General features: G+C 33.1%; 24 protein-coding genes and 1 tRNA gene. 15 read left to right on the top strand and 10 right to left on the bottom strand.

Annotated features, from left to right (window positions below):
* Positions 1–3 precede the first annotated feature (3 nt).
* Together acsF and carB are read right to left on the bottom strand one after the other, a co-directional pair.
* Positions 4–1,110: a magnesium-protoporphyrin IX monomethyl ester (oxidative) cyclase gene (gene acsF / locus AC6EIZ_RS01200; protein WP_498511677.1), complete on the bottom strand. Its 1,107-nt coding sequence runs from the start codon at positions 1,108–1,110 to the stop codon at positions 4–6.
* A gap of 222 nt (positions 1,111–1,332) precedes the next feature.
* Positions 1,333–4,641 (bottom strand): carbamoyl-phosphate synthase large subunit, encoded by a 3,309-nt coding sequence (carB, locus tag AC6EIZ_RS01195; RefSeq protein ID WP_498511675.1) that lies wholly within the window; start codon positions 4,639–4,641, stop codon positions 1,333–1,335.
* A 120-nt stretch (positions 4,642–4,761) separates the two neighbouring features.
* Between carB and AC6EIZ_RS01190 the strand changes: the two genes are divergently transcribed.
* The 5 genes from AC6EIZ_RS01190 (at position 4,762) to AC6EIZ_RS01170 (ending at position 7,348) form a co-directional block, all read left to right on the top strand.
* Positions 4,762–5,397, top strand: a complete 636-nt coding sequence (locus tag AC6EIZ_RS01190; protein WP_498511673.1) for a DUF3318 domain-containing protein — start codon at positions 4,762–4,764, stop codon at positions 5,395–5,397.
* The gene (gene rsfS, locus AC6EIZ_RS01185; RefSeq protein WP_498511671.1) at positions 5,390–5,764 is read left to right on the top strand and encodes a ribosome silencing factor; all 375 of its coding nucleotides are present in this window, start codon (positions 5,390–5,392) and stop codon (positions 5,762–5,764) included. The genes AC6EIZ_RS01190 and rsfS overlap by 8 nt, the downstream gene beginning before the upstream one ends.
* Positions 5,757–6,260: a CGLD27 family protein gene (locus AC6EIZ_RS01180; RefSeq protein ID WP_498511669.1), complete on the top strand. Its 504-nt coding sequence runs from the start codon at positions 5,757–5,759 to the stop codon at positions 6,258–6,260. Before rsfS ends, AC6EIZ_RS01180 begins: the two co-directional genes overlap by 8 nt.
* Positions 6,257–7,219: an asparaginase gene (locus tag AC6EIZ_RS01175; RefSeq protein WP_498511667.1), complete on the top strand. Its 963-nt coding sequence runs from the start codon at positions 6,257–6,259 to the stop codon at positions 7,217–7,219. The genes AC6EIZ_RS01180 and AC6EIZ_RS01175 overlap by 4 nt, the downstream gene beginning before the upstream one ends.
* Before the next feature lie 52 nt (positions 7,220–7,271).
* Positions 7,272–7,348: transfer RNA gene (locus AC6EIZ_RS01170), tRNA-Met, on the top strand.
* A 963-nt stretch (positions 7,349–8,311) separates the two neighbouring features.
* On the opposite strand, the gene galE is transcribed toward AC6EIZ_RS01170, so the two are convergent.
* On the bottom strand, positions 8,312–9,358 hold the full coding sequence (gene galE / locus AC6EIZ_RS01165; RefSeq protein ID WP_498511665.1) for a UDP-glucose 4-epimerase GalE: 1,047 nt from the start codon (positions 9,356–9,358) through the stop codon (positions 8,312–8,314).
* Positions 9,359–9,714: 356 nt separating this feature from the next.
* Between galE and AC6EIZ_RS01160 the strand changes: the two genes are divergently transcribed.
* The 4 genes from AC6EIZ_RS01160 to AC6EIZ_RS01145 all read left to right on the top strand — a co-directional run bounded on the left by AC6EIZ_RS01160 (position 9,715) and on the right by AC6EIZ_RS01145 (position 12,569).
* Complete coding sequence (locus AC6EIZ_RS01160) at positions 9,715–9,885, top strand: hypothetical protein (protein WP_498511663.1); 171 nt, start codon at positions 9,715–9,717, stop codon at positions 9,883–9,885.
* A gap of 131 nt (positions 9,886–10,016) precedes the next feature.
* Positions 10,017–10,208 carry a hypothetical protein gene (locus AC6EIZ_RS01155; RefSeq protein ID WP_498511661.1) on the top strand — a complete coding sequence of 64 codons (192 nt, stop codon included), beginning with the start codon at positions 10,017–10,019 and terminating at the stop codon, positions 10,206–10,208.
* A 189-nt stretch (positions 10,209–10,397) separates the two neighbouring features.
* Positions 10,398–11,732: a Rieske 2Fe-2S domain-containing protein gene (locus AC6EIZ_RS01150; protein WP_498511660.1), complete on the top strand. Its 1,335-nt coding sequence runs from the start codon at positions 10,398–10,400 to the stop codon at positions 11,730–11,732.
* A gap of 24 nt (positions 11,733–11,756) precedes the next feature.
* Entirely contained in the window at positions 11,757–12,569 is an 813-nt protein-coding gene (locus AC6EIZ_RS01145) for an ABC transporter ATP-binding protein (RefSeq protein ID WP_498511659.1), read from the top strand.
* Here the strand turns inward: AC6EIZ_RS01145 and AC6EIZ_RS01140 are convergent.
* Together AC6EIZ_RS01140 and AC6EIZ_RS01135 are read right to left on the bottom strand one after the other, a co-directional pair.
* The gene (locus AC6EIZ_RS01140; RefSeq protein WP_498511658.1) at positions 12,566–12,781 is read right to left on the bottom strand and encodes a hypothetical protein; all 216 of its coding nucleotides are present in this window, start codon (positions 12,779–12,781) and stop codon (positions 12,566–12,568) included. The two genes, AC6EIZ_RS01145 and AC6EIZ_RS01140, sit on opposite strands and share 4 nt — an antisense overlap.
* Before the next feature lie 10 nt (positions 12,782–12,791).
* Positions 12,792–13,541: an AhpC/TSA family protein gene (locus AC6EIZ_RS01135; RefSeq protein ID WP_498511657.1), complete on the bottom strand. Its 750-nt coding sequence runs from the start codon at positions 13,539–13,541 to the stop codon at positions 12,792–12,794.
* Between the two features lie 229 nt (positions 13,542–13,770).
* Here AC6EIZ_RS01135 and AC6EIZ_RS01130 point away from each other — a divergent pair, with 229 nt between their 5' ends.
* Together AC6EIZ_RS01130 and AC6EIZ_RS01125 are read left to right on the top strand one after the other, a co-directional pair.
* Positions 13,771–14,829, top strand: coding sequence for a chlorophyll a/b binding light-harvesting protein (locus AC6EIZ_RS01130; RefSeq protein ID WP_269610185.1), 1,059 nt, complete (start codon positions 13,771–13,773; stop codon positions 14,827–14,829).
* A gap of 281 nt (positions 14,830–15,110) precedes the next feature.
* The gene (locus AC6EIZ_RS01125) at positions 15,111–15,707 is read left to right on the top strand and encodes a Crp/Fnr family transcriptional regulator (RefSeq protein WP_498511655.1); all 597 of its coding nucleotides are present in this window, start codon (positions 15,111–15,113) and stop codon (positions 15,705–15,707) included.
* 306 nt (positions 15,708–16,013) lie between these two features.
* Here the strand turns inward: AC6EIZ_RS01125 and AC6EIZ_RS01120 are convergent, their stop codons facing one another.
* On the bottom strand, positions 16,014–16,565 hold the full coding sequence (locus AC6EIZ_RS01120) for a ferritin (protein ID WP_498511653.1): 552 nt from the start codon (positions 16,563–16,565) through the stop codon (positions 16,014–16,016).
* Between the two features lie 173 nt (positions 16,566–16,738).
* Complete coding sequence (locus tag AC6EIZ_RS01115) at positions 16,739–17,797, bottom strand: ABC transporter ATP-binding protein (RefSeq protein WP_498511651.1); 1,059 nt, start codon at positions 17,795–17,797, stop codon at positions 16,739–16,741.
* 189 nt (positions 17,798–17,986) lie between these two features.
* Between AC6EIZ_RS01115 and nth the strand changes: the two genes are divergently transcribed.
* From nth to AC6EIZ_RS01100, 3 genes are all read left to right on the top strand, one after another.
* Complete coding sequence (gene nth / locus AC6EIZ_RS01110) at positions 17,987–18,640, top strand: endonuclease III (RefSeq protein ID WP_498511650.1); 654 nt, start codon at positions 17,987–17,989, stop codon at positions 18,638–18,640.
* Positions 18,641–18,717: 77 nt separating this feature from the next.
* Positions 18,718–19,386: an SDR family oxidoreductase gene (locus AC6EIZ_RS01105; RefSeq protein WP_498511648.1), complete on the top strand. Its 669-nt coding sequence runs from the start codon at positions 18,718–18,720 to the stop codon at positions 19,384–19,386.
* Between the two features lie 21 nt (positions 19,387–19,407).
* Positions 19,408–19,611 (top strand): hypothetical protein, encoded by a 204-nt coding sequence (locus AC6EIZ_RS01100; RefSeq protein WP_498511646.1) that lies wholly within the window; start codon positions 19,408–19,410, stop codon positions 19,609–19,611.
* A gap of 13 nt (positions 19,612–19,624) precedes the next feature.
* Here AC6EIZ_RS01100 and AC6EIZ_RS01095 read toward each other — a convergent pair whose 3' ends face one another.
* Both AC6EIZ_RS01095 and AC6EIZ_RS01090 read right to left on the bottom strand, forming a co-directional pair.
* On the bottom strand, positions 19,625–20,512 hold the full coding sequence (locus AC6EIZ_RS01095) for a GNAT family N-acetyltransferase (protein ID WP_498511644.1): 888 nt from the start codon (positions 20,510–20,512) through the stop codon (positions 19,625–19,627).
* A gap of 209 nt (positions 20,513–20,721) precedes the next feature.
* Entirely contained in the window at positions 20,722–21,333 is a 612-nt protein-coding gene (locus tag AC6EIZ_RS01090; RefSeq protein WP_498511642.1) for a PCC domain-containing protein, read from the bottom strand.
* Positions 21,334–21,543: 210 nt separating this feature from the next.
* On the opposite strand from AC6EIZ_RS01090, the gene pgsA reads away from it, so the two are divergent.
* Positions 21,544–22,116 carry a CDP-diacylglycerol--glycerol-3-phosphate 3-phosphatidyltransferase gene (gene pgsA / locus AC6EIZ_RS01085; protein WP_498511640.1) on the top strand — a complete coding sequence of 191 codons (573 nt, stop codon included), beginning with the start codon at positions 21,544–21,546 and terminating at the stop codon, positions 22,114–22,116.
* Here pgsA and AC6EIZ_RS01080 read toward each other — a convergent pair.
* Positions 22,088–23,005, bottom strand: coding sequence for an NAD-dependent epimerase/dehydratase family protein (locus AC6EIZ_RS01080; RefSeq protein WP_498511638.1), 918 nt, complete (start codon positions 23,003–23,005; stop codon positions 22,088–22,090). The genes pgsA and AC6EIZ_RS01080 overlap by 29 nt on opposite strands.
* Positions 23,006–23,040: the final 35 nt, after the last annotated feature.

The raw sequence follows: 23,040 nt of genomic DNA, 5'->3' as shown, positions 1-23,040 counted from the left end.
CTCTTACTTGTCAGTCCAAAAATTCAGAATATCTCCACCAGTAAAATTAACATCCTTATCGTATCTTAATGCGTTAGTTGCCTCCATAGGTAAAGCAAATTGCTGAAAAATTAAAGAAACAAATTTTATAAATTTAACTGGTTTAGATATCCCTTTTGTGGAGACAAAAGCTCTGAAAGCTTCAATAATATTATTTCTTAAATCCCAAAATCTGTTGTCTTCTAAATTAAATACCCAAGGGAATGCATTTTTAGATGTGTGGTTAGTTCTTTTAATAACTTCCTCATCAAATTCTTTAGGCTCAATACCCAATAATTCATAAAATTCTCCTCTTTCACAAACTGTCAATGTATGAGTAAGAAATACACTCCAAAGGAAAAAACGACTTAATAACTTACCTCTCCAACCTTTAGTAATTCCAGGCCAGCATCTCATCATTACAGTAAAGCAATCGCCATGCCTATTCTCGTCTTGACACCATGGTTCAAAGAAGTCAAATAAGGGAGCAAAAGCTTCCCCTGGATTAGCTTTAAGGTGCCTATCCATTAAAATATATCTCCAATATCCAATTTTCTCTGAAAGATATACAGAGTAAATAACCCAACTTATGGGGAACCAAGTTGCTGCTCTTTTTCCACCTAGATGAGGGAGATCCACTTCAATACCCTCTGCAACTAATGCTCTGCTGAGAAAGCCAGCATGTCTAGCTTCGTCTCTAGCTAAAAACTGGAATAGTTTGCCAAGATCCCTATTTCCCTCTTTCTTTAAACGGTTTGAAATCTCCTTAAATAGTAGGAATCCAGAAAACTCTGATATGACTGATCTAACTAAATAACTCTCATAAGTCTCTTTTGCCTTCTGAGGCAATTCTTTTAATCTATCAAGACTTGCCTTTCTATCAAAATGAGTACAGTTATAATCCGCTTTCATTTCTGATAGCATTGCTTCGAACTCTTCACGTGCATCAGTTAATTCTGTCTTGGCCGCTTTCTTGAATTCGGTTACATAGAAACGAGGTGTTAAAAGGTTTTCATCTAAATGTGGCGGCAACTCATTAGTTCCGCGTGTATCAACTCTTAATTTTGGGGAAGAAGAAGCTGTTGCGGTCATTCCAATTATCAAGCAAGAACATAATTGTATGTCTAAATTTGAAAAAAAGGTGAATTTTTAATCAGGTAGTAATAGAGCTTTGCCAAAAATGATCGAAAAGACACTGAAAAAAGTGATTATAAAATTGATATTTAACAATTTATAGAAATAAATATCATAAAATAAATAATATTTATAATTGAGATTACAAGATATTAAATTTACATAAATATCAAAAGATGTTTAAGAATGAATATCTTGTAATGCTGAAACTGATAAGGACTGACTCTGCAATGCCTGAATACCTTCTACTGCAGCGCTAGCACCTTTTAAGGTAGTTAAAGTTGGTACTGAATAGTCAAGTGCTGCTTTCCTAAGATATTTGTCATCATAAATTGCTTGCCTTCCAATAGGTGTGTTGATTACTAACTGAACTTTTCCAGATCGAATCATATCCTCGATATTGGGTCTTCCCTCATGAACTTTTAAAACCATTTCAACATTTAAACCGAATGCTTGGAGATATTTAGAAGTACCTGAGGTTGCTAATAATGAAAAACCTAACCCAATTAATTTTTTCGCCACAGGAATTAATGCAGCTTTATCTCGATCATGAGTAGATAAGAAGACAGAACCAGAGGTAGGCAATCCCTCCCCGGCTGCAAGTTCAGATTTTGCATAGGCCATGCCAAATGAATCAGCAGATCCCATCACCTCTCCTGTTGAACGCATTTCTGGTCCCAAAACACTATCTGAGCCAGGGAAACGTCTAAAGGGCATTACAGCTTCTTTGATTGCTTGAAGAGGTGGAATTGGTTCTTGATTTAAACCAATATCTTTAAGTTTTTTACCTAGGAGTAACTGAGTTGCAATTTTCGCGAGAGGGATACCAGTAGCTTTAGAAACGAAAGGAACAGTTCTTGAAGCCCTTGGATTTGCCTCGATAATGTAAACAATCTCATTTCCTTTGTTATCTCTTTTGACAGCAAATTGAAGATTAATTAAACCAACAACATTTAATTCAATAGCCAAATATTTAGTCCATTTTTTTATAGTTTTGATTGATTCTTCAGAAAGAGTTATCGCAGGCAGGCAACAGGCCGAATCACCGGAGTGAATACCCGCTGGTTCAATATGTTCCATTAAGCCTCCAATGACAACATCTTTACTGACGTCACATAAAGCATCTACATCAACCTCAACTGCGTTCTCTAAATATTGATCAATTAAAATTGGATGATCAGGCTCAACGTTTACAGCTTCATTTATATATTTTTCTAATTCATCTTGTTCATAAACAATTTCCATAGCTCTACCGCCAAGGACATATGAAGGTCTAACAACCAGTGGGTAACCAACTATGTTAGCTACTTCTATTGATTCTTCAAAAGTTCTAGCAAGACCATTTTTGGGTTGTCTAATACTTAATCGCCTCAAAACCTTATCAAATTGCTCTCTATCTTCAGCTAAATCTATTGATTTTGGAGAAGTACCTAAAACTTTAGTACGCAACTTTAGATTTTCAGATTTATCTAGCCAATTTAATATTGGTAATGAAAGTTTTAAAGGAGTTTGTCCTCCAAATTGAACAACTATTCCAAAAGGATCTTCAGCCTCAATAACATTTAGAACATCTTCTAGAGTTAGTGGCTCAAAGTAAAGTATGTCACTTGTATCATAATCAGTAGAAACTGTTTCAGGATTGCTATTTATCATTATTGTTGTAAAATCTTCCACTTGAGCTTGATAAGAAGCATGGCAACAGCAATAGTCAAATTCAATTCCTTGTCCAATACGATTAGGGCCACCACCAAGAATTAAAATTTTATTTTTGTTATCAACTTTAATCTCATTAAGATTGATATTTTTAATTATTTTTCCATCTTTATCTATCTTGAAAGCTGGTCTTTCATATGTTGAATAATGATAAGGTGTATTAGAGGCAAATTCAGAAGCACATGTATCAACTGTTTTAAAAATAGGAATTATTCTTTGGGCAATTCTTTTGGATCTAATTGTTAATTCATCTGAATTCAATGCAAATCCAATTTGACGATCGGAAAATCCAAGTTGTTTTAGTTTAAATAAAAAATTAGAGTCTAATTGATTAATACTTTCATACTTTAGTAATTTCTGCTCAGCATTTACTATATTCCTAAATTTAGATAAGAACCAAGGGTCTATTTTAGAAAAACAAAAAATTTCATTATCGCTACGACCATGCAGCATGGCCAATCGGACATACATAATTCTATCTGGAGAAGGAGTCCTTAATTTTCTCTCTAATTCAATAGATGAAAGCTTTTCCTCTTCACGATCACAACCCCAACCACTTAAACCAGTCTCAAGGGATCGTATTGCCTTTTGAAAAGATTCTTCAAAACATCTTCCTATTGCCATAGCCTCTCCTACTGACTTCATTGAGGTAGTGAGAATTGAAGAACTTCCTGAGAATTTTTCGAACGCAAAACGAGGTATTTTAGTAACTATGTAATCAATTGAAGGTTCAAAGCAAGCGGGAGTCATGCCAGTAATATCATTAATAATCTCATCTAATCTGAAACCAACAGCCAAGAGAGCTGCAATTTTAGCAATAGGAAAACCTGTTGCTTTACTTGCTAAAGCTGATGATCTGCTAACACGAGGATTCATCTCAATCACAATAATCTCACCATTATTGGGATTAATTGCAAATTGAATATTGCTTCCACCAGTTGCTACTCCAATTTCTCTAATTATTGAAATTGAATAGTCTCTTAGCCTTTGATATTCTCTGTCAGTTAGAGTTTGCGCTGGAGCTACTGTAATCGAATCTCCAGTGTGAACTCCCATAGGATCTATATTTTCAATACTGCATATAATTACAACATTATCTGATAAATCTCTCATAACTTCTAACTCAAATTCTTTCCAACCTAAAAGAGATTTTTCGATAAGTATTTGAGATACAGGACTAGCATCTAGACCTGTTTTACATAATTCTAAAAATTCATCCTGGTTATAGGCGATACCACCTCCACTTCCTCCCAATGTGAAAGCAGGACGAATAATTTTTGGAAATGAAGAAATTTCATTTCCAACTATTTCAGCTTCTTGAAGATTAGAAGCAATACCAGATGGACAAACATCAACCCCAATATTATTCATCGCAATTTTAAATAAATTTCTATCCTCTGCCTTTTTAATTGCCTCAAGATCTGCACCAATTAATTCAATATTGTAATTTTCTAAAATGCCTGATTCAGCCAATTCAACTGAAATATTCAAAGCAGTTTGCCCACCCATTGTGGGCAATAGGGCATCAGGTTTTTCTATTTCTATAATTTGTTCAACAACTGAAGCCGTTAGTGGTTCAACGTATGTCCTGTTTGCCGTTTCAGGATCCGTCATTATTGAAGCTGGATTAGAATTAACTAAAATAACTTCAAAACCTTCGCTTCTTAGCGCCTTACATGCCTGGGTACCGGAATAATCGAATTCACAGGCCTGTCCAATAACAATTGGTCCAGACCCTAGTATCAAAATCCGACGTATATCTTTACGCCGTGGCATTTGAATTTCTTGTAAACTTCATTTATGTCACACATACTAGGTATCTGTTTATCATCTACTGCCTAGATCGGCAAACTACCATTAAAGTTTAACTAACTTTCCGAATAAGAAACAAAGAGTATGAGCGAACTACAGCGCCTTAAAGGGCTGCTGCCACCAGAGAACCAAAGCTGGGTATTCATTGAAGCCGCAGCAGCAATAGATCCTCCTCTAATCACGCTTGAAGAAATTGGGCGAGATGAAGTGGAGATTCAAGTTGACCTTGAGCAATGGGACTATCTAGCTCAAGATCATAGAAATCTATTGTTTTGGCATGAGGTGGGACGCATTCAAAATGACACTATTCCAAGAGATGGGTGGGAAATGGCAGCTCTTGCAATAGGTTTAGGTGGTGCCATTGGAGAATTATGGGTTCAAGATGGATTGCTACTTTTAATGGCACTTGGATTGTCAGGTTTTGCAGGTTATAGGCTTTACTTGAAAAATAATTCAGAGAAACGATTGCAAGATGCAATATCCGCTGATGAGAGGGCTATAGATTTAGCTTGCAGATTTGGATATAGCGTTCCAAATGCATATAAAAGTCTTGGCGGAGCATTAAAAGATTTAGTAGAAAAATCTAGAAAGAAAAAAAAGCGTACATTTTATGAAGACAGATTAGAAGCACTCAGAAAGAGTGCTGAAAGAGCTCGAGCAGAAATGGCAGCTCAGGAGGGATCTAAAAAATCAGTTACGAGTGAAAATGTTTATGGATAGTAGGGGTTTAGTTGAACTAGCTGCAGTTGCTTGCGATGATAGAAAAGCAGGAAATATAAAACTTTTAAAAGTAGACGAGGTTTCCAGTATTGCTGATTGGATATTAATTACAGAAGGACTCTCCGATGTTCAAGTAAGAGCGATAGTTAATAATGTAGAACAGACACTAAGAGAAGAAGCTGATCTACTTCCTCTTCGGAAGGAAGGAATAAATGAAGCGAAATGGGCCTTGTTAGATTACGGAGATCTAATAATTAATGTTTTTCAACCTAATGAAAGAAAATTCTATGATTTAGAATCATTTTGGAGCAATGGGATTACTCATGATTTTATTAATAATAAATTAATAGCCTTAAAAGATGGATAAAATAATATGCCCTGTTCCAATAAACCAAAGGCCCTTAAATGAATTTAATAGTATTAGAAATTCATGGATAATTTCATGGCCTTTTTTAGAAAGAAGTATTTTCTATAGAAAATTATTATTTAGCTGGTTTTTAACTACACCAATTTGTTTAATAATATCTTACGGAAGTGATTACTTAAAAAACAACATTTTTGAATTTGCATTAGTAAGCTTCACCTCCTCTCTTTTTTTTCCTATATTATTACTAGTAAGACAATGGCTAAGTTGGTTATACATATACAAACGTCTTAATTCTGAAAATATTGAATATGAAGAGTCTGGATGGTATGACGGACAGGTCTGGGAAAAACCTATTGATTGGAGAGCGAAAGAATTACTTGTAGCTCAATACCAAATCAAACCAATTTTAAATCATTTAAAAGTAATAATAATACTATTAATCGCAGTTATTATTATATTATTATTATTTACAATTTTAGAAATGAATTATACATGAATATACAAGGAAAGTCGTTAAATCAAGAAATAAATCCTATGAAGGTTCTGGTAAAAAGAGGTTCAAGTGTTGAATCCATACACAGAGCACACGCTTCGATATGTGATACGAAAGGCAGGATATTAATGAAAGCAGGCTTATGTGAATATGAAACATTCATAAGGTCCGCACTGAAACCATTCCAAGCTTTGCCATTCCTTACAAGCGGTACTTCAGAAAAATACAATTCAGACAACAAAACCTTGGCTCTTGCATGTGGTTCTCATTCTGGCTCAGCTGAGCAAGCGAGAACAGCTTTCAAGCTCCTTTGGAATGCAAACATAGATATAAAAGAACTCAAATGCCCCATCCCCAAAAACAGAGAAAGCAATCTTCAACATAATTGTTCAGGAAAGCATTCAGCATTTCTTGCAACTTGCAAAAAAATGAACTGGGATTTAGATAGCTACTTAATGGGACATCATCCACTTCAAAAAGAAATTTTCCGAAGAGTTTCAGAGATATTAAAAATACCCGCTGAAGAATTGATTGCCGAAAGAGACGACTGTGGAGCCCCGACCTTACTTTTACGTTTGTCCCAGATGGCTCTTTTATACGCTCATTTATCAAAATCAGACCAACCAGAATTCGAAAAAATAACTCGTGCAATGACAAATCACCCAGATCTTCTTGCTGGGAAAGGCTGTTTTGATTCGGAAATAATTAAAAGAGGTCACAAACAAATCGTCAGCAAAGGCGGAAGTGAAGGAATCCAATGTATAGGTCTTTTAGGTGAAGGAATTGGACTCTCAATAAAGGTTGAAGATGGATCAAAAAGAGCAAAACACGCTGTAGCCATACATCTTCTTAGACAGCTTGAATGGCTCACTCCATCGGCATTAGATGAAATGGATGAAATGATCCTCCAGAAGAAACCTGGCATATATTTAGAAGTTAAAGGACAATTAAAGGTCCCATAACGAAAACAAATTATTCTTTAGCGACACTTAAAGATGTATGCTTTGTTTGCTACGCGGGGTAGAGCAGTCTGGTAGCTCGTCGGGCTCATAACCCGAAGGTCGGAAGTTCAAATCTTCCCCCCGCCACCACTTCAAACCAAGCCCTAAGGGCTTTTTTAATGCATTTTTTTATATTTAAGGAAGTAGCTAAAACTACAAGAAGAAGAGACATTCCATTTATAGCTCCATCGACTTTTTTCAAATGCACACTTTCACTAAAGAAAAATGGTCTAATCCTCTCAAAAAGTTCTCTGTGACTGAAATGATTTAATTTAATTCGTCGGGCGGATAGCACGAAGGTCAGAAAATATATTTAAATCGTCACGTACAAAATATAAAAAAGGTAAATCAAACCTGAAATTGAAAAATTTTTTTGTCTCTAATTAATCTATAGTGAGTAATTTGAAAGTAGAATTAAAAAATAGTGAGCGAGGGAATTTCGCCGGAAAACGGATGATTGTCAAACGCTTATCGTGTAATTGAAACAGATCAGACAAGTCTAAAACTGTAATATTCAAGTGAAAAAATTACAAAGGTTTTAATAATGATTCTATTTAATAAAGCGAAAAAATCCCAACACCATTTAGGTGATTGTGTGGTTGATTGTTTAATTCCAAATTTTTATCATCCTCATTCGAGGACAAATTTTTATGCCTAAAAAATGGAATAAACTATCAAAAGAGGAACAAATGAAATGTCTAGTAGCAGCAACGCCAAAATCATGGATTGATTAAAGTAAAAGGCGGACGTTATCGTTACGACTATCTCCTGTCGATCGAAACTCTGACAACAATCACTCAGCAAGACATATCTAGTTGATTGATTAATAAATAGTAACGTATATTAAAATAATTACTTTATATTTTAGACCTTGATGTGAAAATAATATAAAGGAGGCTAACAGTAGGTTAATAATCCAATTTAAAATCTCTTACTAAAAATCAGATACAATCCTCATCATTTAATTTTAAATATAATTTTGCATATATATATATTATTTACTCTACTATAGAAATTTAATCTAATAATTCAAAGCTTGTAATTAAAAAATTATTAAGTATACCCATTTGGATTATTTCTTTGCCATTTCCATCCATCCAAGCAAATCTGTTCTAATGATCTTTTAGGAGTCCAACCTAATAATTTTTTTGCTTTTGAAATATCTGCATAACATTTTGCAACGTCACCATCTCTTCTGCTTTGAATTGAAAAGGGAATTTGCAAACCTGTAGATTGCTCGAATTGGCTAATTATCTGAAATACTGAGTATCCTATCCCAGAACCTAAATTAACAAATTCAAGACAAGATTTTTTAGAACATAAAAAATCTAAAGCGTTTATATGACCTTCGGATAAATCCATAATATGAATATAATCACGAACTCCTGATCCATCATTGGTGTCCCAATCATCACCAAAAATATTTACAAACTTTCTTCTTCCAATTGCTACCTGAGTTATGTAAGGGAATAGATTGTTTGGTATGCCGATTGGATCTTCACCAATTAAGCCAGATGGATGAGCCCCAACAGGATTAAAGTAGCGTAAGGAACAAATTTTCCAAGATTTGACATTTGATCTAAATAAATCATAAAACATATTTTCAATTGCAACTTTGGTTTCTCCATATGGGTTTATTGGTGAAATAGTATGATCTTCAGATATTGGAATAGAATCTGTTAAACCATAGATAGTTGCACTACTACTAAAAACAATTGAGTAACAATCATTTTCATTCATTGTAGCTAAAAGATTTAGCGTCCCACAAACATTTACATCCCAATAATGAAGAGGATTAACAACAGATTCAGATACAGATTTTAAGCCAGCTAAATGTATAACTGTTTGTATAGGATTAAATTTCTTTGCGGCATCACTAAAAATTTTATTTAAAAGTTGTTTATCTCTAATATCCCCATCAATCGTTTTTAAATTATAGCCAAGATTTTTATTATCTAAATAAGTTTTAATTGCATTAATTGCCTTTGAAGAACTATTTGCGAAAGAGTCTAGTATTAAGACATCATATCCCTTCTCTAGCAACAACAATGCAATATGCGAACCTATGAATCCAGAACCACCAGTTAAAAGCACCCTCATAATAGGATATGTATAGGTTCAGGAGAATCCTCATTTCAGGCAAGCCTAAAAAAGGAAAAGACTTTTTATAATTATTCTAATTAACAGATTAGCACCTGATAAAAGCAATTTGAATCTAATTAGCACTTTTTATGAAAATCTTACTGAAACTAAATTAGCCATTACAAAGATCTATACTTTACTATCAATCATAATAAACAAAATAAATAATGTATATTAAACATATTACTTGTATTACTTTAAATTTGACTATGTGAGCAATCAGATACTATAAACAAATAAATAAAGTGAATAAATAAATTATAGAGTATTATGATTACAATAAATTTAAAATCTATTTAATTACAACTATATATATGAAAAAGGACAATTTAAAAAGAATCATCAAACAATTCGAAACTTTGATAGAAGAGTTAAAAAGTGAAGTTTACTCTGACAAAGATTCATATGTTCATCCATGGGACGAGCATATTAAAAACACTCCGCGAATTATAGAATCAGATGACGACGATGGTTATGCAGATTAGATCTCCTGACACGGCAGCAAGAAGATAAAGATAAAAAGCACATATCTATCTCAACCTTTTGGTAAATTTACCTATTGCAATTCATTGATATAAAAAGCAAATTATAAAAAACTAAATTATTGAAGGCTGTAATGGCTGCTTTACCTCAACTTGTAAAATCTACTCCATATGGAGGCACTATTCATAAATACCAATTAACAGGGGGTAAAACATCCTTTATGAGATATCTTGGTTGCTATCTTGGAACTTGTAAATTCTGTAATGATATTGAAGAAGCAACAGAATTTGTATCTAGCATAGAGATTTCCCCAAAAAGCCTTTAAATAAAAGATTTCTCCAAAGCAACAAAGACTAAAAATTACATAGAGGATCAGCTAATCGGGATACAAGTTTTTTTATGTAAATTTAATCGATTCTCGAAGGCTTTAGGTGCTATTTTTTTGGGACTTTAAACATTTCAGGAGAATACTCTTTAAATGAGTTAAACACCTCACCAAAAGAGCTGCTCGCCTATGAAAGAAGAAAAAGGAAAAGAAGATAAATCATTTGAATATGAGACTAATAATCTCATTAGATCTGCTTTTAATGAGAAAAAGGCTGTAAAAGAAATAGATAATATTGCTTCAAAGCCCTCTAATCAACTAACCAATGGAATATTAGGATGGTATTCAGTTTCAAGCAGTGAGACAATTAAGGAGGGCAAATTAAATCATTTTACAATTTACAATGAGCCACTTGTTTTATATCGCGATAGAGAAGGAATTGTAAGATGCGTAAAAGACGTATGTCCCCACAGGGGAGCTTCGTTTTTAGGTGGTGAAGTTATAAATGGACAACTTGTATGTCCTTATCATGGTGCAAGGTTCTCATCTCAAGGGAGTTGTACAAATTTAGATAGAATAACTTGCCAGCATATTATAGATTCTAATTATGATAATTATGCGAAAAGTATAAAGCTATTTCAATACCCATGTATAGAAAAAGAGGGTTATATATATATATATTATACAGGTACACCACTTGCAAATATTGAAGACTTCCAGATCAAGTCCTCAATCAATAGCCTACTTCCTGATTCCTATGGATTTCCATCATTAGAGTATGAATATGAAGAAGTTTATGTAGATTTCAAAGCAGATTGGGCAAGAATTATTGAAAATCACCTAGATATATTACATGTATTCTGGATGCACGGAGATACCATACCAGACAAAAACGTTAACAGAGAAACCATTACAAGCTTTAATCAGAAAATAAAACGAGATAGTAGACAAATAGAAAGTATTTATTCATATAAAACAAATGGTCAAGAAGAGTTTATAAGAATAAAATTCGTACCACCTGGCAGGATTTTTATATATAAAGGCTCACCTGAAAGCACAAGATATATTCAAGTTCTTGATCATATTCCACTAGGAAACAATAAAGCAAGAGTAATAGTAAGACATTACAGGAAATTCTTAAAGAATAAGATATTCACGAATTTAGTTTTATTTAGCCATCTACAAAGAAGGACATTTTATAAGATTTTTACAGAAGATTATTTAGTCTTAAAGACTCAGACATTTAACGAACAGATGGGTTATATACAAAAAGATAATGTTAAATTATTAGGTGAAGATAAAATGGTTCAATACTACTGGGATTGGCTACAAAATGCGCTAAACAAAGAAAAACCATGGGATTTACATCCCACTAATTCATTAACCAACTCAGTTCATGAGGATAGAGGAATGCAATATCCACCAGAAAATCCAAATATGGCAATAAAGAATAATAGAAAGATAATTATTAAGCTTTTGACGAGATTATTATTCCCAATAAGTTTTATTCTGCTATTAGTCTAATTAAGATATTACATAGTTATATAAATGAGAATTGAATCTCAAAAAGATTTGAAATGCTGGGCAAAATTTAAAAATATAAATGTTTATATTGATCAAAAAGAAATTCTATCCAATATCACTATTAATTTAAATTATGGAGAGAATACAGTAATATTAGGTCCAAATGGCTCTGGCAAATCAACTTTTTTAAAGTTATTAAATAGATCCATTTATCCAATAGTTTCTCAATATAGTTCATTTAAGCTTTTTAACAAGGAAAACATAAATATTTGGGATATAAGAAAAAAGATTGGATTTTTATTTAAAGAAATGGAGCAAAGGGTAAATAAGGGAGTAAATCTATATAATTTAATTGCATCAGGCTTTTCTGGAACCTTCAATTCTAGATATTCTATATTACTTTCAGAATCAGAGAAAATAAAAATTGATAAGCTAATAAATGATTGGGAACTAAATAATATTATTAAAAATGATTTTACATCATTATCTGATGGTCAAAAAAGAAGAGCATTGCTAGCTAGAGCTCTTGTTTATGAACCTAATATACTGGTCCTAGATGAGCCATTTTGTAATTTAGATATAAAATCAAATTATATTTTGAATAAGAATATAAATAAATTAATTGATCAATCAGTAAATATAATTTATGTTACACATAATTTAGAGTCGATATTATATAAGACTAATAGAGTTATTTTAATAAAAGAAGGTAAAATAATAAAAGAAGGGAAACCATATGAAGTGCTAAATTCAAAAACACTTAGTGATCTTTATGAAATCTCACTTAATGTAATAAAAGAAGAAGAATACTGGAGAGGAGTCCCAGCTAATAATTAAATAATAACAAGAATAAAAGAAATAATTAATATGCAAAGAAAGAAAAAGTATTTATTGTTTAAAGAGAAACCATTGAAATTATTTATTTTATTTTTTGCTGATCGTCTAACTCCAAATGGTGTTCCACATGAATTACAGACCAATCTTCCTGATAATGCACGATCTGCCCTCAGATTAGAGCTTCCACAAACCAAACATTTATTTGCAGTCATTAAAGTTAAATTAATTCAAAATGTCATCTAAGAATGATAATGGTTCGCTCATTTTACTTGAATAACCTAGAAGGCTTTCAGGAAAAAATTTATATAAGACCTCGTTCTTTTCATTCAACAGTATTGTGGCTCCTCTCTGCGTAAGGAATGACGAATCAGGAACATATGTATTCCAATTAGAGAGTATTTCAATCATATTAGAAAGTCTTCTTGTAGCCAATTCAAAAGGACGTAAATATTGTTTTTTAGAAAAAATATCAAACATTTTGCCTTTAAATAAAAAGAAAGGTCCTATTTTTATATTCTCATCAGTGGCAAACAACCTTTTTGCCTTTTTATCCCCCAAATAACCTCTTAGAACCTCTTTTATTGTACCTCTTGAATTTATACCTGCACACATAATTAATAAATTAAAGATTGCTGGCAGTGGTGAAACAAACCCTGCATTAAGATTAAGTTTTTCATGAAGGTCAGCATTCCTGACTGCAACAACATTTTTTAAATCGATTTTATTAAACCTACAAAAAAGTTCTTTAGACTTTTCACTACCAATACCTATTAATAAAAAATCTACTGAATACTTTGCAAGCTTTTTTGATTCGCTAGACAATTGCTGAGAGTATTCAAAACTGTCAAAATCAGCAAAAGAACCCAGAAAAACTATTAAGATCTTTCTTTGTTCTAGAAAAAGCCTTTCTCTTCCAAGAAATTCAATAACGACATTTTTATAGTCCATTAATACATTTAGCTTTGTTTTCAAAATAACAAAGTTCAAAGGGTGGAAATGAGCTTTAACTATGTCTAAAAGCAAATATCATAGTCACTCAATGGGACTTAAGTACTAAATATGCCCATAACACGAAGATCATATTAAGTAGCAGATGTTCTTCAAATATGTACAAAACCTACAATTTCAATAAGCAATGTGAAGGGATATGGAACTTATAGACCTATAAATATATCCTCTTACTGTTCTTTGTTTATTTCTCGTGCAGACCTACGGGAATCCTAGCGTTACCTATGACTGGTACGCGGGTAATTCAGGGACGGCCAATCGCTCCGGAAAATTCATCGCTGCGCATGCTGCCCATGCTGGTTTGATGATGTTCTGGGCAGGTGCGTTCACTTTATTTGAGCTAGCTCGTTATGACTCATCCGTTGCGATGGGTAATCAAAACTTGATCTGCTTGCCTCACCTTGCTCAACTTGGAATAGGTGGAATCGAAAACGGCGTAATAACTGAGCCTTACGGTTGCACAGTTATTGCTGTACTTCACCTAATTTTCTCTGGTGTTCTAGGTGCTGGTGGAATTCTTCACTCCACAAGATATGACGGTGATTTAGGAAACTACCCAGAAGGAAGTCGTCCTAAAAAGTTTGACTTCGAGTGGGATGATCCAGACAAACTTACATTTATTCTTGGTCACCACCTAATTTTCCTAGGTTTGGCAAACATTCAATTCGTTGAATGGGCTCAATATCATGGTATTTGGGATACAGCTCTAGGAGCTACTCGTACAGTTTCCTACAACCTAGATTTAGGAATGATTTGGAATCACCAAGCTGATTTCCTTCAGATTTCTAGTTTAGAAGATGTAATGGGTGGCCACGCTTTCCTAGCATTTTTCCAAATAATTGGTGGTGCATTCCACATCATCACAAAGCAATTTGGTGAGTACACAGAATTCAAAGGTAAAGGACTTCTTTCAGCTGAAGCTGTTCTTTCATACTCACTTGCTGGTGTTGGTTACTGTGCACTTGTTGCAGCTTTCTGGAGTTCAACAAACACAACAGTTTATTCAACAGAATTTTTTGGAGATGTACTTCAACTAAAGTTTGATTTTGCTCCTTATTTTGTTGACACCGACGCATCACTTGCTACTGGTGCTCATACAGCTAGAGCTTGGTTGGCAAATGTTCACTTCTATCTTGGCTTCTTCTTCATCCAGGGACATCTCTGGCATGCATTAAGAGCTATGGGATTTGATTTCAGACGCGTAGGTAAAGCGTTCGACAATATGGAAAACGCAAAAATCACTAACGGTTGATTAGCAAGCTAATTGATTGCAATAGTGATAAAGAAGGCCCTTCAAGGGCCTTTTTTTTTGCAATTTTTAGCAGAAAAATTACAAGCTAACTGAACTAATGTCACAAATAGCTAACTCAAAACACCCTAAAAAAGCAATAAGTGAATGCGTGTGTATTTTTTTATACGAAGTGAAGTAAAAACTTGTCAAAAAATCTCAAGAGCTTCTTGCTATTGAGAATCGGTTGCAAAAAGGATTCTTTTTTGTGTAAGTTAGGTATGAAATCAGCTATTTAGATTCCGATGGCCTTTAGAGGCTACCCAGAGACACCTTCGTCAGCTGTTCGAATGAGTACTGGGCAATCTGTGCTAATAGATCCTTCTTCTCGAAGAGGAGATACTTGTTTAGAAGTATTAGATGGCATTGCTCGAGTTTATTGCCCATGCGAAGAGACAGAAGGAATGACATTAGCATTCTTGCAATCAGGTGACCAATTAAGAACAGATCGTTTATGCAGTGAAGGAGTCTGCGTTGAGGCATTAACCCCTCTTTGCTTTGTAAGTGACGCAGAGGCCTCAATTGAAGCTAGAGGATATGACGCCGTAAATGAATGGACACTTCAACTTTTGAGGATAAGACATTTAGGAAATGCCGAACAGAGACTACAGGCTTTGTTTGCCTTATTAGTAAATCGACTAGGTAGAAGATGCGGTGATTGGTGTCAATTACCTTTTAGGCTTACTCATGAAAGGATTGGCGAGTTAATTGGATCAACAAGAGTTACCTCTACTCGTTTAATTTCAAGATTAAGAACAGCAGAGTTACTAAAAGCACCATCAGGTGAGCCGACTTTAAGCCTTGCACCTGAATTCATTGAGACATCACCATTAACAACCTAATTAATAATGAGTAAATCACTATTTTTCTATTCTGAATCAATTGTCTTATCACTTTGCAAAGAGATAGAATATATAAAATCTAGATCAAAGAATATAAATACATCACTAAAGACTTGCCACAACAAAAATCTATCCAAAAGATTGAAAATAGAACTTGATAAACTAAATAAAAATAGATTAAAAATATTAAAAATTTCTGAAAGTATGTTCAGAATCAATTCTCAAGATTTATCGTTTGAGTTTCTACTAGAAATGACCAAAAGGTCCAATTCTTATCAACAAATATAATTTCACCAATATATATTTTTAATTTATATTTAATTCATTGTCGATAATGAACAAAGCAGATGCATCGTTGTTGGCAAATCTGACTTTACCAAGTAAATAAGCCATTTCATCTTCAGATTTAATTTGCTCATCTATAACCGGATCAAGGAATACCGTAGTACGAGTATCATTTGATCTCTCTGCCAATGAATAAAGTTGCTGGACCGAGGTCGTTACGTCAGCCTCCATTTGGAAAGATAAAGTAACTAATTCCTGAACTGTTTTCCATTCTTGAATCGGTTTAGTTACTTCATCAAGTTCAACAGTTTGACCACGAGCAATCATGTACTTAGCGAAGTTAAATCCATGCTCCTGCTCAGATAAAGACTCTTTCTTGAAAAATGAAGAAAATCCTCTAAGTTCTCTTTCTAGGAACCAAAGGGACATGGCTAGATATTGAGCACTTGAAACCCTTTCAAGAGATGTATGTTGATATAGAGCCTCAAGCAAATCAACATCCATCGGCTGTGCGATAGCACGACCTGAGGGACCCATGTTAAGACCTATTGAACTGGATGTGGCTGATTGCATGACAAAAAAAGCTAAACCAGAGAACGAAAAAACAGATATTTTTTTCAATCAAATGATAACTCCTTTTGTATCATTTTGTTGTTAGAGGTCTAAAATTTAAAATTTATTTATTTGATAATGAATCTCAATTGCTTAAAAAAATTTAACTATAAATTTCTAGGCTTTTACTTTATTTAAAATTTAGATTTAATATTTTCAGGAAGAATTGAAAAGTTTTTTTCGTGAATTGATTCAACTTTACATTTATCTCCAATAGATAAATGTGTATCCAAGCTCATCTCTGATCTTAATTTTAAATTGTCACAAATAATAGTATAGACAAAATGATTGATGCGATATTCTTTTGATATAACAGTGAAGAGATCATTTGAACTAGGTTGGATCCGAATAGCATTTTTATCAAACATACAAACAGATTTTGATGAGATAGAGATATCTGCAGGCAAATTCAATTTGCCAATGCATGTAGAATAGTAATCATCATTGTATTGAATAGGCAAAATATTTTTTTGCAAAACAAATTGACCTACAAAATCATTTGTTGGATTTGAAACTATTTCAAAAGGAGTTGAGTATTGCTGAATTTCGCCACTTCTTAAGACAGCTACCCGATCGCAAATAGCTAATGCTTCATGAGGATCGTGGGTTACTAAAATTGCAGATGCTGAGCAGGACTTTAGAACTGAAGAGAGTTCCGACCTCAATCTAGCTCTCACTTCAACATCTAAAGAGCAAAAAGGTTCATCAAGCAAAACCAGAGAATTACCAGGAGCCAGTGCACGAGCTAATGCAACTCTTTGACTTTGACCTCCTGAAAGTTCGTGGGGATATCTATTCTTGAATTCATAAATATCCAATAAATTTAAGAGCCAGTTTGCTCTTTTAATAGATTGCTCTTTCTTATTTATGCCAAAGCAAACATTTTCCCAAACATTTAAATGAGGGAAAAGAGCATAGTCTTGAAAAACCATTCCTATTTGCCTTCGTTCAGGGGAAAGAAGATAATGATTATTTGAGATTATTTGACCATTTTTTTTTATTAATCCACTTTTAGGTTTTGCGAAACCTGCTATCAATCTTAGGAGTGTAGTTTTGCCACAACCCGAAGGACCAAGCAAGCCTACTAATTCTCCAGGTCTTAGAGAAAAGTTAACATTTTTAAGAACCCAATTATTATTTTTATCAGGCTTAAACTGATGCCATAAATTGTTGACTTCTAATTCAGTACTCACTAAACCTATTTTTTATGATTCTATTCAATCAATACCCATTAAAGACAAACAAACCACAAAAGAAAAAGCCTACGCACATAAATCACGAGTATAAGTATAGAATGATACCTGGGAGTCTACGGTAAAGTCGCTGGATTATGGTCAATGGGTTTTAATTTAGTAATTTAAAAACAAAATATTAATTCTGTAATGAAAAAGAATGAAAGGGTAAAAATAATAATTAAGAGACTTGAAGAAATATACCCTGAGACACCTATACCCTTAGATCATCAAAATGCGTTCACGCTACTTGTAGCAGTTGTGTTAAGTGCGCAATCAACAGACAAGAAGGTCAATGAATTAACTAAAGCACTTTTCAAGATTGCCACAACTGCTGAGGAAATGTATAAATTAGGGGAAAAGAATATATATAATCATATAAAACAACTTGGGCTTGCAAAAAACAAAGCAAAAAATATTCATAACTTATCAAAGATTATTCTTGAAAAATTCAATAATATAGTTCCAAATACATTTCAGGAACTTGAGTCACTTCCTGGAGTTGGGCATAAGACAGCAAGTGTTGTTATGTCTCAGGTGTTTGGTGTACCATCATTTCCCGTCGATACACACATACATAGATTATCTCAGCGATGGGGACTAACATCAGGAAAAAATGTTATTCAAACTGAAAAGGACCTAAAAAGATTATTCCCAAAGAGTCTGTGGAGTAAGTTACATCTACAAATTATTTTTTACGGTAGAGAGTATTGCTCAGCGAGAGGATGTAACGGGAAAATATGTAAGTTGTGTAAGGAACTTTACCCTAATAGAAAGAAACCAATTATTTGTTCAAAGGCTTAATAATAATCTATTAATTTTATTATCTCAACAAAAAGCACTATTTCTTGCTAGAAAGCATATCAAAGTAATTAACTCTAATGAAATTAGCCATAACAGGAGCTTCGGGGAAAACAGGTTTTCGTGTAGCAGAAGAAGCAATACTATCTGGATATGATGTGAGATTAATAGTTAGAACAAAATCTGAGATTCCTGAATCGATTAAAAATTGTGAAAGGTACGTTTTGTCAGATACTAATGGAATCACTCTTGATTATGCATTGCAAGGTTGTGACAGCCTAGTTATTGCAACAGGTGCTAGGCCATCTATCGATTTAACAGGTCCAGCAAAAGTAGATTATCTTAATATCAAAAAACAAGTTGAAAGCTGCAAGAGACAAAAACTAAAAAGGGTTGTTCTTGTTAGTTCGCTTTGTGCAGGTAAATTGATACATCCTCTAAATTTATTTGGTCTCATACTTCTATGGAAAAAATTAGGTGAAAGATCTCTACAAAAAAGTTGTCTAGAATGGACTGTAATTCGTCCTGGTGGTTTGAATGAGAATGAAAATAATTTAAAAAACCAGAACATTTTGTATTCTGGTGAAAAAACTCAGGAAGAAGGTTCAATTCCAAGAAGACTGGTTGCAAAAGCCTGCATAGAAGCTTTAAAAACAAAAGATTCGATCGAAAAAATAATCGAGATTACTAGTAGCAAAGATAATCCTAAAACAAATATGAGTAAGGCAATAAAGACGTTTAGTATTTGATTATAAAACCATAAAATTGCTATGAACAACAACGCTAAAATTGATGCGTTGCAGCTTATGCTTACTGATCTAAGAACAAGGAATGAATCAATAAGACATAAAGCTGCATTCAGGGGATGCCAACCAGAATTTCAATCATTAGTTACGGCACTTATTGATCAATTAGAAACTCAATTGAATGAAGAAAAAAAAATTCACAGAGGAAAATCAAATTCCAATGAATGAATAAGATAAAATCTCACCCCAACTCCAAGCAAGCTAAACCATATACATCATTCATGGAAACAGGAGGTTGAGAACCTCTATACATTCTGAAAGTTTCAGATTCTGATTTAAAACCTAGTTTATTAAAGACTTCAGAAGCTGACTTATTTAATCCAGGAGAGTCGATAATTATCAATCCAGGATGACTCTCAATAAGTTTCCTTAGTAAAATTTTTAAAAGCTTAGGAGTATCAGCCATTAAAGGACCAATCCTCCATCCATCTCCGTTTTTTAAAAGACATGGTCTTATTCGACCAAAACCATGACATCGATTTTCATTATCAATAACCGCTATTACCTTTCCTGCTGAGTGATTCAGCCAATTTGATAAAAAATGAGGTCTAGGAGTTGTCTCTCTTTTTTCGTCAAAATTTTTTACGGCATCTTGAGGGATAGAGGCGCCCTCAACAAAGCTGAAATCATCTAAATTATCGTTCTTAGAGTTTTCTTCAAGTAATTTCCCATCGCCGAACCACTGCCATCTAGTTGTTTTCGATGAAATAGTAAATCCCCATTTTGAGTAATCCGCAATTCTCTCTGGAGCTGCCTCTAAACCAACACAAGGTAAGTCGATTAAATGACTCAAAGCCTTTTTCCAAAGCTGAAGTCCAAAACCCCTACCTCTATACTTCTCAACTACTAAAAACAATCCAAGAAATCCGTAATATTGATTATATCGAACACCTGCAATACATCCAATAGGATTGTCATTCAACCAACCAACCCAAAGTCCCTGTTTATCGGTATTTTGGTATATGGATAAATCTCCAACTCCTGGAGCAAAACCTTCTTTTCTAGATATTTCAGTAACAAAATCGATATCTTTATCACATAGAGGTTTAATAAAAAAAAGATCATCCATAAATTATATTTTTTAATAAATAATAAATCTTATAAACAATAAATCTATAAATATGAGCAAAAAAAAACATCTAACAAATCCTATATATAATATATATGAACGAAATAAAATCCTTTATATATTATGCAAATATTGAAAAGAGATTTAAAAACAATTTTTAAATTATATAAGAATTAAGAACATGAGCTATAATTATTACAAAATAAAAATTAATACATAAGATTATTCAAATCTCCTTTAAAAGATAGATTTTTAAGTTCAGAATAACCACCAATAAATTGATTATTTATAAATATTTGTGGGAAAGTAGAGAAAGAAGTTTTAGTGTTAATTCTTTTAAATTCATCATCATTGGTAATTACATAAGAGTTATATTTTATTTGAAAAGAATCTAGAAGATTACAAGCTTTTTTTGACCAAGGACAATCAGGAAGAACATAAATATCAACGGATGAAGGATTATGTTTTGAGCTCCCCATTGATATTCTATTAAGATTAGGAATTACCCCAATCAAGACATCTAATGATTTGAGAACAATTGTTCCAGAAAGGAGATGTCCACCGAATACACTACAATTATCATCAGATACACTTACATGTAGATGAGAATCGGTTGATCTTATATAACCACTTAAAGTTATAATCTCTAATTTCTTTTCAAGAACAATTGGCTTTTCATTCAAAGGGCATTTGAATGAGACTTTTGAAAGATCGCCAACAGCACTTATTAAAAATGATGTAGAGTTAGGATCCGTATTCAAAACATTTAATGAATCACAAATATCTACTCCTGAAGCAAAATTATAAAAATAATGTTCCATAATATTAATGTTATTAGATATTAAAAATTTTAAGTTATTCCTGATCTAATTTCCGTACAATGAATGCCATTGTACCTAATGATAAGAAAAACATAAAAATGAGAAATGAGGTCATGATTTTACAATGTTAATTCTTAGTATATTATAATTTATTCTAAATAGGCTATGCTTAAGAAATTTTAAACAAATTCACTTAATAATATAAAAAACATGAACAACAAAATTTTCAATTTAGATAGATTTATTACATGGCCGAAGATTATAAATGGACTGACAATTTCTAGGATATTTCTTGGATTACCAATAATTCAATCCCTGAGGAGTGGTAACAATGATATTTTTATTTTTCTACTACTGCTGGCAGGTCTTACTGATTTTCTTGACGGTTATTTTGCACGAAAATATGATCATAAAACTGTTTTTGGCGCGAAGTTAGATCCTCTCGCAGATAAAATCGTTCTTATTGGTCCAATGATTTGGTTGGCCCATGAGAATCTAGTACCCTTATGGGCTATTTGGTTAATAATATCAAGAGAACTATTAATAACTAGTTGGCGATCTGATAAAAGCTCTGGTGGTCCTGCCTCAATTCAGGGTAAATATAAAACTACATTTCAATTTTTTAGCATGATTCTATTATTATGGCCCAAAAGTTGGGGTCCAATTTATACCATATATATTTTTAATAAAGTAGGCTATATTTGTTTCTGGATAGCATTATTTCTTAGTTTAAGTTCTGCAATGAAATATATTTTTAATCAAAAAGAATCTCGTCAGAACTGAAATCAGCTTGTTCATGATTAGCTAATAGATAATCATTTTGATAGCTATCAATTAAACCATTTAATAAATCAAATTTGGGCTCCCAAGATAAATCTTTTTTTATTTTAGAAGTGTCCGTAAAAAAATTAGTTAACCTTAAAGGAAAGAGTTTTCTTGCTTTAGGATCAAGTTTCGAAGGGTCAAAAGATCGTAAATTAAAATCAGTGCTTTTTTTTCCAGTGGCAATAATTGCTGTTTCAATTAGACCTTTAAAAGTTACTGCTTTGCTTCCTGAACAATTATAAATTTGATTAATCGCTTTATCTGTTTCAAGAGATTTTGAAATAGCCTCGGCCAAGTCAGAAACATGTCCTAATTGCGTAATAGATTGACCATCAAGAGGAAGAGGAATAGCTCGCCCATTAGTTATACGATCAAAAAACCATTTTTCAATGGGGTTGTAGTTACCTGGGCCATAAATATACGTTGGGCGAAAACTCGTAAAAGGGATACCTTCAGTCTTCAGCCAAGACTCTGTTTTTGCTTTACCAATATGACGACTTTCAAGATCTACTGGACTATCTTCAGTAACTGGAAACAATTGTGTGTTTTTATATACTCCTGCAGAACTTATGTATATGAATCTAAAGTTAGGAAGACCTGAAAACTTAAGAAGTCGTTGTGAATCTTCCAATTTACGTCCAGAGCTATCAACAATGAGATCAAACGAATAGTGAGATAGCTTTTTTAGATCCTCATCATTTGACCTATCTCCCTTAAGGTGGGTTATATTTTTTGGAACGGGTAAATTTCCACGTGTAAAAACAAATATTTCATGTCCCTTCGATTGCAACTTTGAGACAAGAGCTTTTCCTACAAACCTAGTTCCGCCGTAAAATAGAACTTTCAAGATCCTTTATAAAAAAATTATATTAAAGCCTATAG

It is taken from the genome of Prochlorococcus sp. G4PB16 (genome assembly GCF_059772465.1).
Note: the sequence above shows the minus strand (reverse complement) of the source record. Positions and strands in the feature narration are given on the sequence as shown.

Excerpts from the sequence above, each read along its gene's own strand:
- acsF (WP_498511677.1), bottom strand. The coding sequence starts at position 1,110 with ATGACCGCAACAGCTTCTTCTTCCCCAAAATTAAGAGTTGATACACGC.
- carB (WP_498511675.1), bottom strand. The coding sequence starts at position 4,641 with ATGCCACGGCGTAAAGATATACGTCGGATTTTGATACTAGGGTCTGGA.
- AC6EIZ_RS01190 (WP_498511673.1), top strand. The coding sequence starts at position 4,762 with ATGAGCGAACTACAGCGCCTTAAAGGGCTGCTGCCACCAGAGAACCAA.
- rsfS (WP_498511671.1), top strand. The coding sequence starts at position 5,390 with ATGGATAGTAGGGGTTTAGTTGAACTAGCTGCAGTTGCTTGCGATGAT.
- AC6EIZ_RS01180 (WP_498511669.1), top strand. The coding sequence starts at position 5,757 with ATGGATAAAATAATATGCCCTGTTCCAATAAACCAAAGGCCCTTAAAT.
- AC6EIZ_RS01175 (WP_498511667.1), top strand. The coding sequence starts at position 6,257 with ATGAATATACAAGGAAAGTCGTTAAATCAAGAAATAAATCCTATGAAG.
- galE (WP_498511665.1), bottom strand. The coding sequence starts at position 9,358 with ATGAGGGTGCTTTTAACTGGTGGTTCTGGATTCATAGGTTCGCATATT.
- AC6EIZ_RS01160 (WP_498511663.1), top strand. The coding sequence starts at position 9,715 with ATGAAAAAGGACAATTTAAAAAGAATCATCAAACAATTCGAAACTTTG.
- AC6EIZ_RS01155 (WP_498511661.1), top strand. The coding sequence starts at position 10,017 with ATGGCTGCTTTACCTCAACTTGTAAAATCTACTCCATATGGAGGCACT.
- AC6EIZ_RS01150 (WP_498511660.1), top strand. The coding sequence starts at position 10,398 with ATGAAAGAAGAAAAAGGAAAAGAAGATAAATCATTTGAATATGAGACT.
- AC6EIZ_RS01145 (WP_498511659.1), top strand. The coding sequence starts at position 11,757 with ATGAGAATTGAATCTCAAAAAGATTTGAAATGCTGGGCAAAATTTAAA.
- AC6EIZ_RS01140 (WP_498511658.1), bottom strand. The coding sequence starts at position 12,781 with ATGACTGCAAATAAATGTTTGGTTTGTGGAAGCTCTAATCTGAGGGCA.
- AC6EIZ_RS01125 (WP_498511655.1), top strand. The coding sequence starts at position 15,111 with ATGGCCTTTAGAGGCTACCCAGAGACACCTTCGTCAGCTGTTCGAATG.
- AC6EIZ_RS01120 (WP_498511653.1), bottom strand. The coding sequence starts at position 16,565 with ATGCAATCAGCCACATCCAGTTCAATAGGTCTTAACATGGGTCCCTCA.
- nth (WP_498511650.1), top strand. The coding sequence starts at position 17,987 with ATGAAAAAGAATGAAAGGGTAAAAATAATAATTAAGAGACTTGAAGAA.
- AC6EIZ_RS01105 (WP_498511648.1), top strand. The coding sequence starts at position 18,718 with ATGAAATTAGCCATAACAGGAGCTTCGGGGAAAACAGGTTTTCGTGTA.
- AC6EIZ_RS01100 (WP_498511646.1), top strand. The coding sequence starts at position 19,408 with ATGAACAACAACGCTAAAATTGATGCGTTGCAGCTTATGCTTACTGAT.
- AC6EIZ_RS01095 (WP_498511644.1), bottom strand. The coding sequence starts at position 20,512 with ATGGATGATCTTTTTTTTATTAAACCTCTATGTGATAAAGATATCGAT.
- AC6EIZ_RS01090 (WP_498511642.1), bottom strand. The coding sequence starts at position 21,333 with ATGGAACATTATTTTTATAATTTTGCTTCAGGAGTAGATATTTGTGAT.
- pgsA (WP_498511640.1), top strand. The coding sequence starts at position 21,544 with ATGAACAACAAAATTTTCAATTTAGATAGATTTATTACATGGCCGAAG.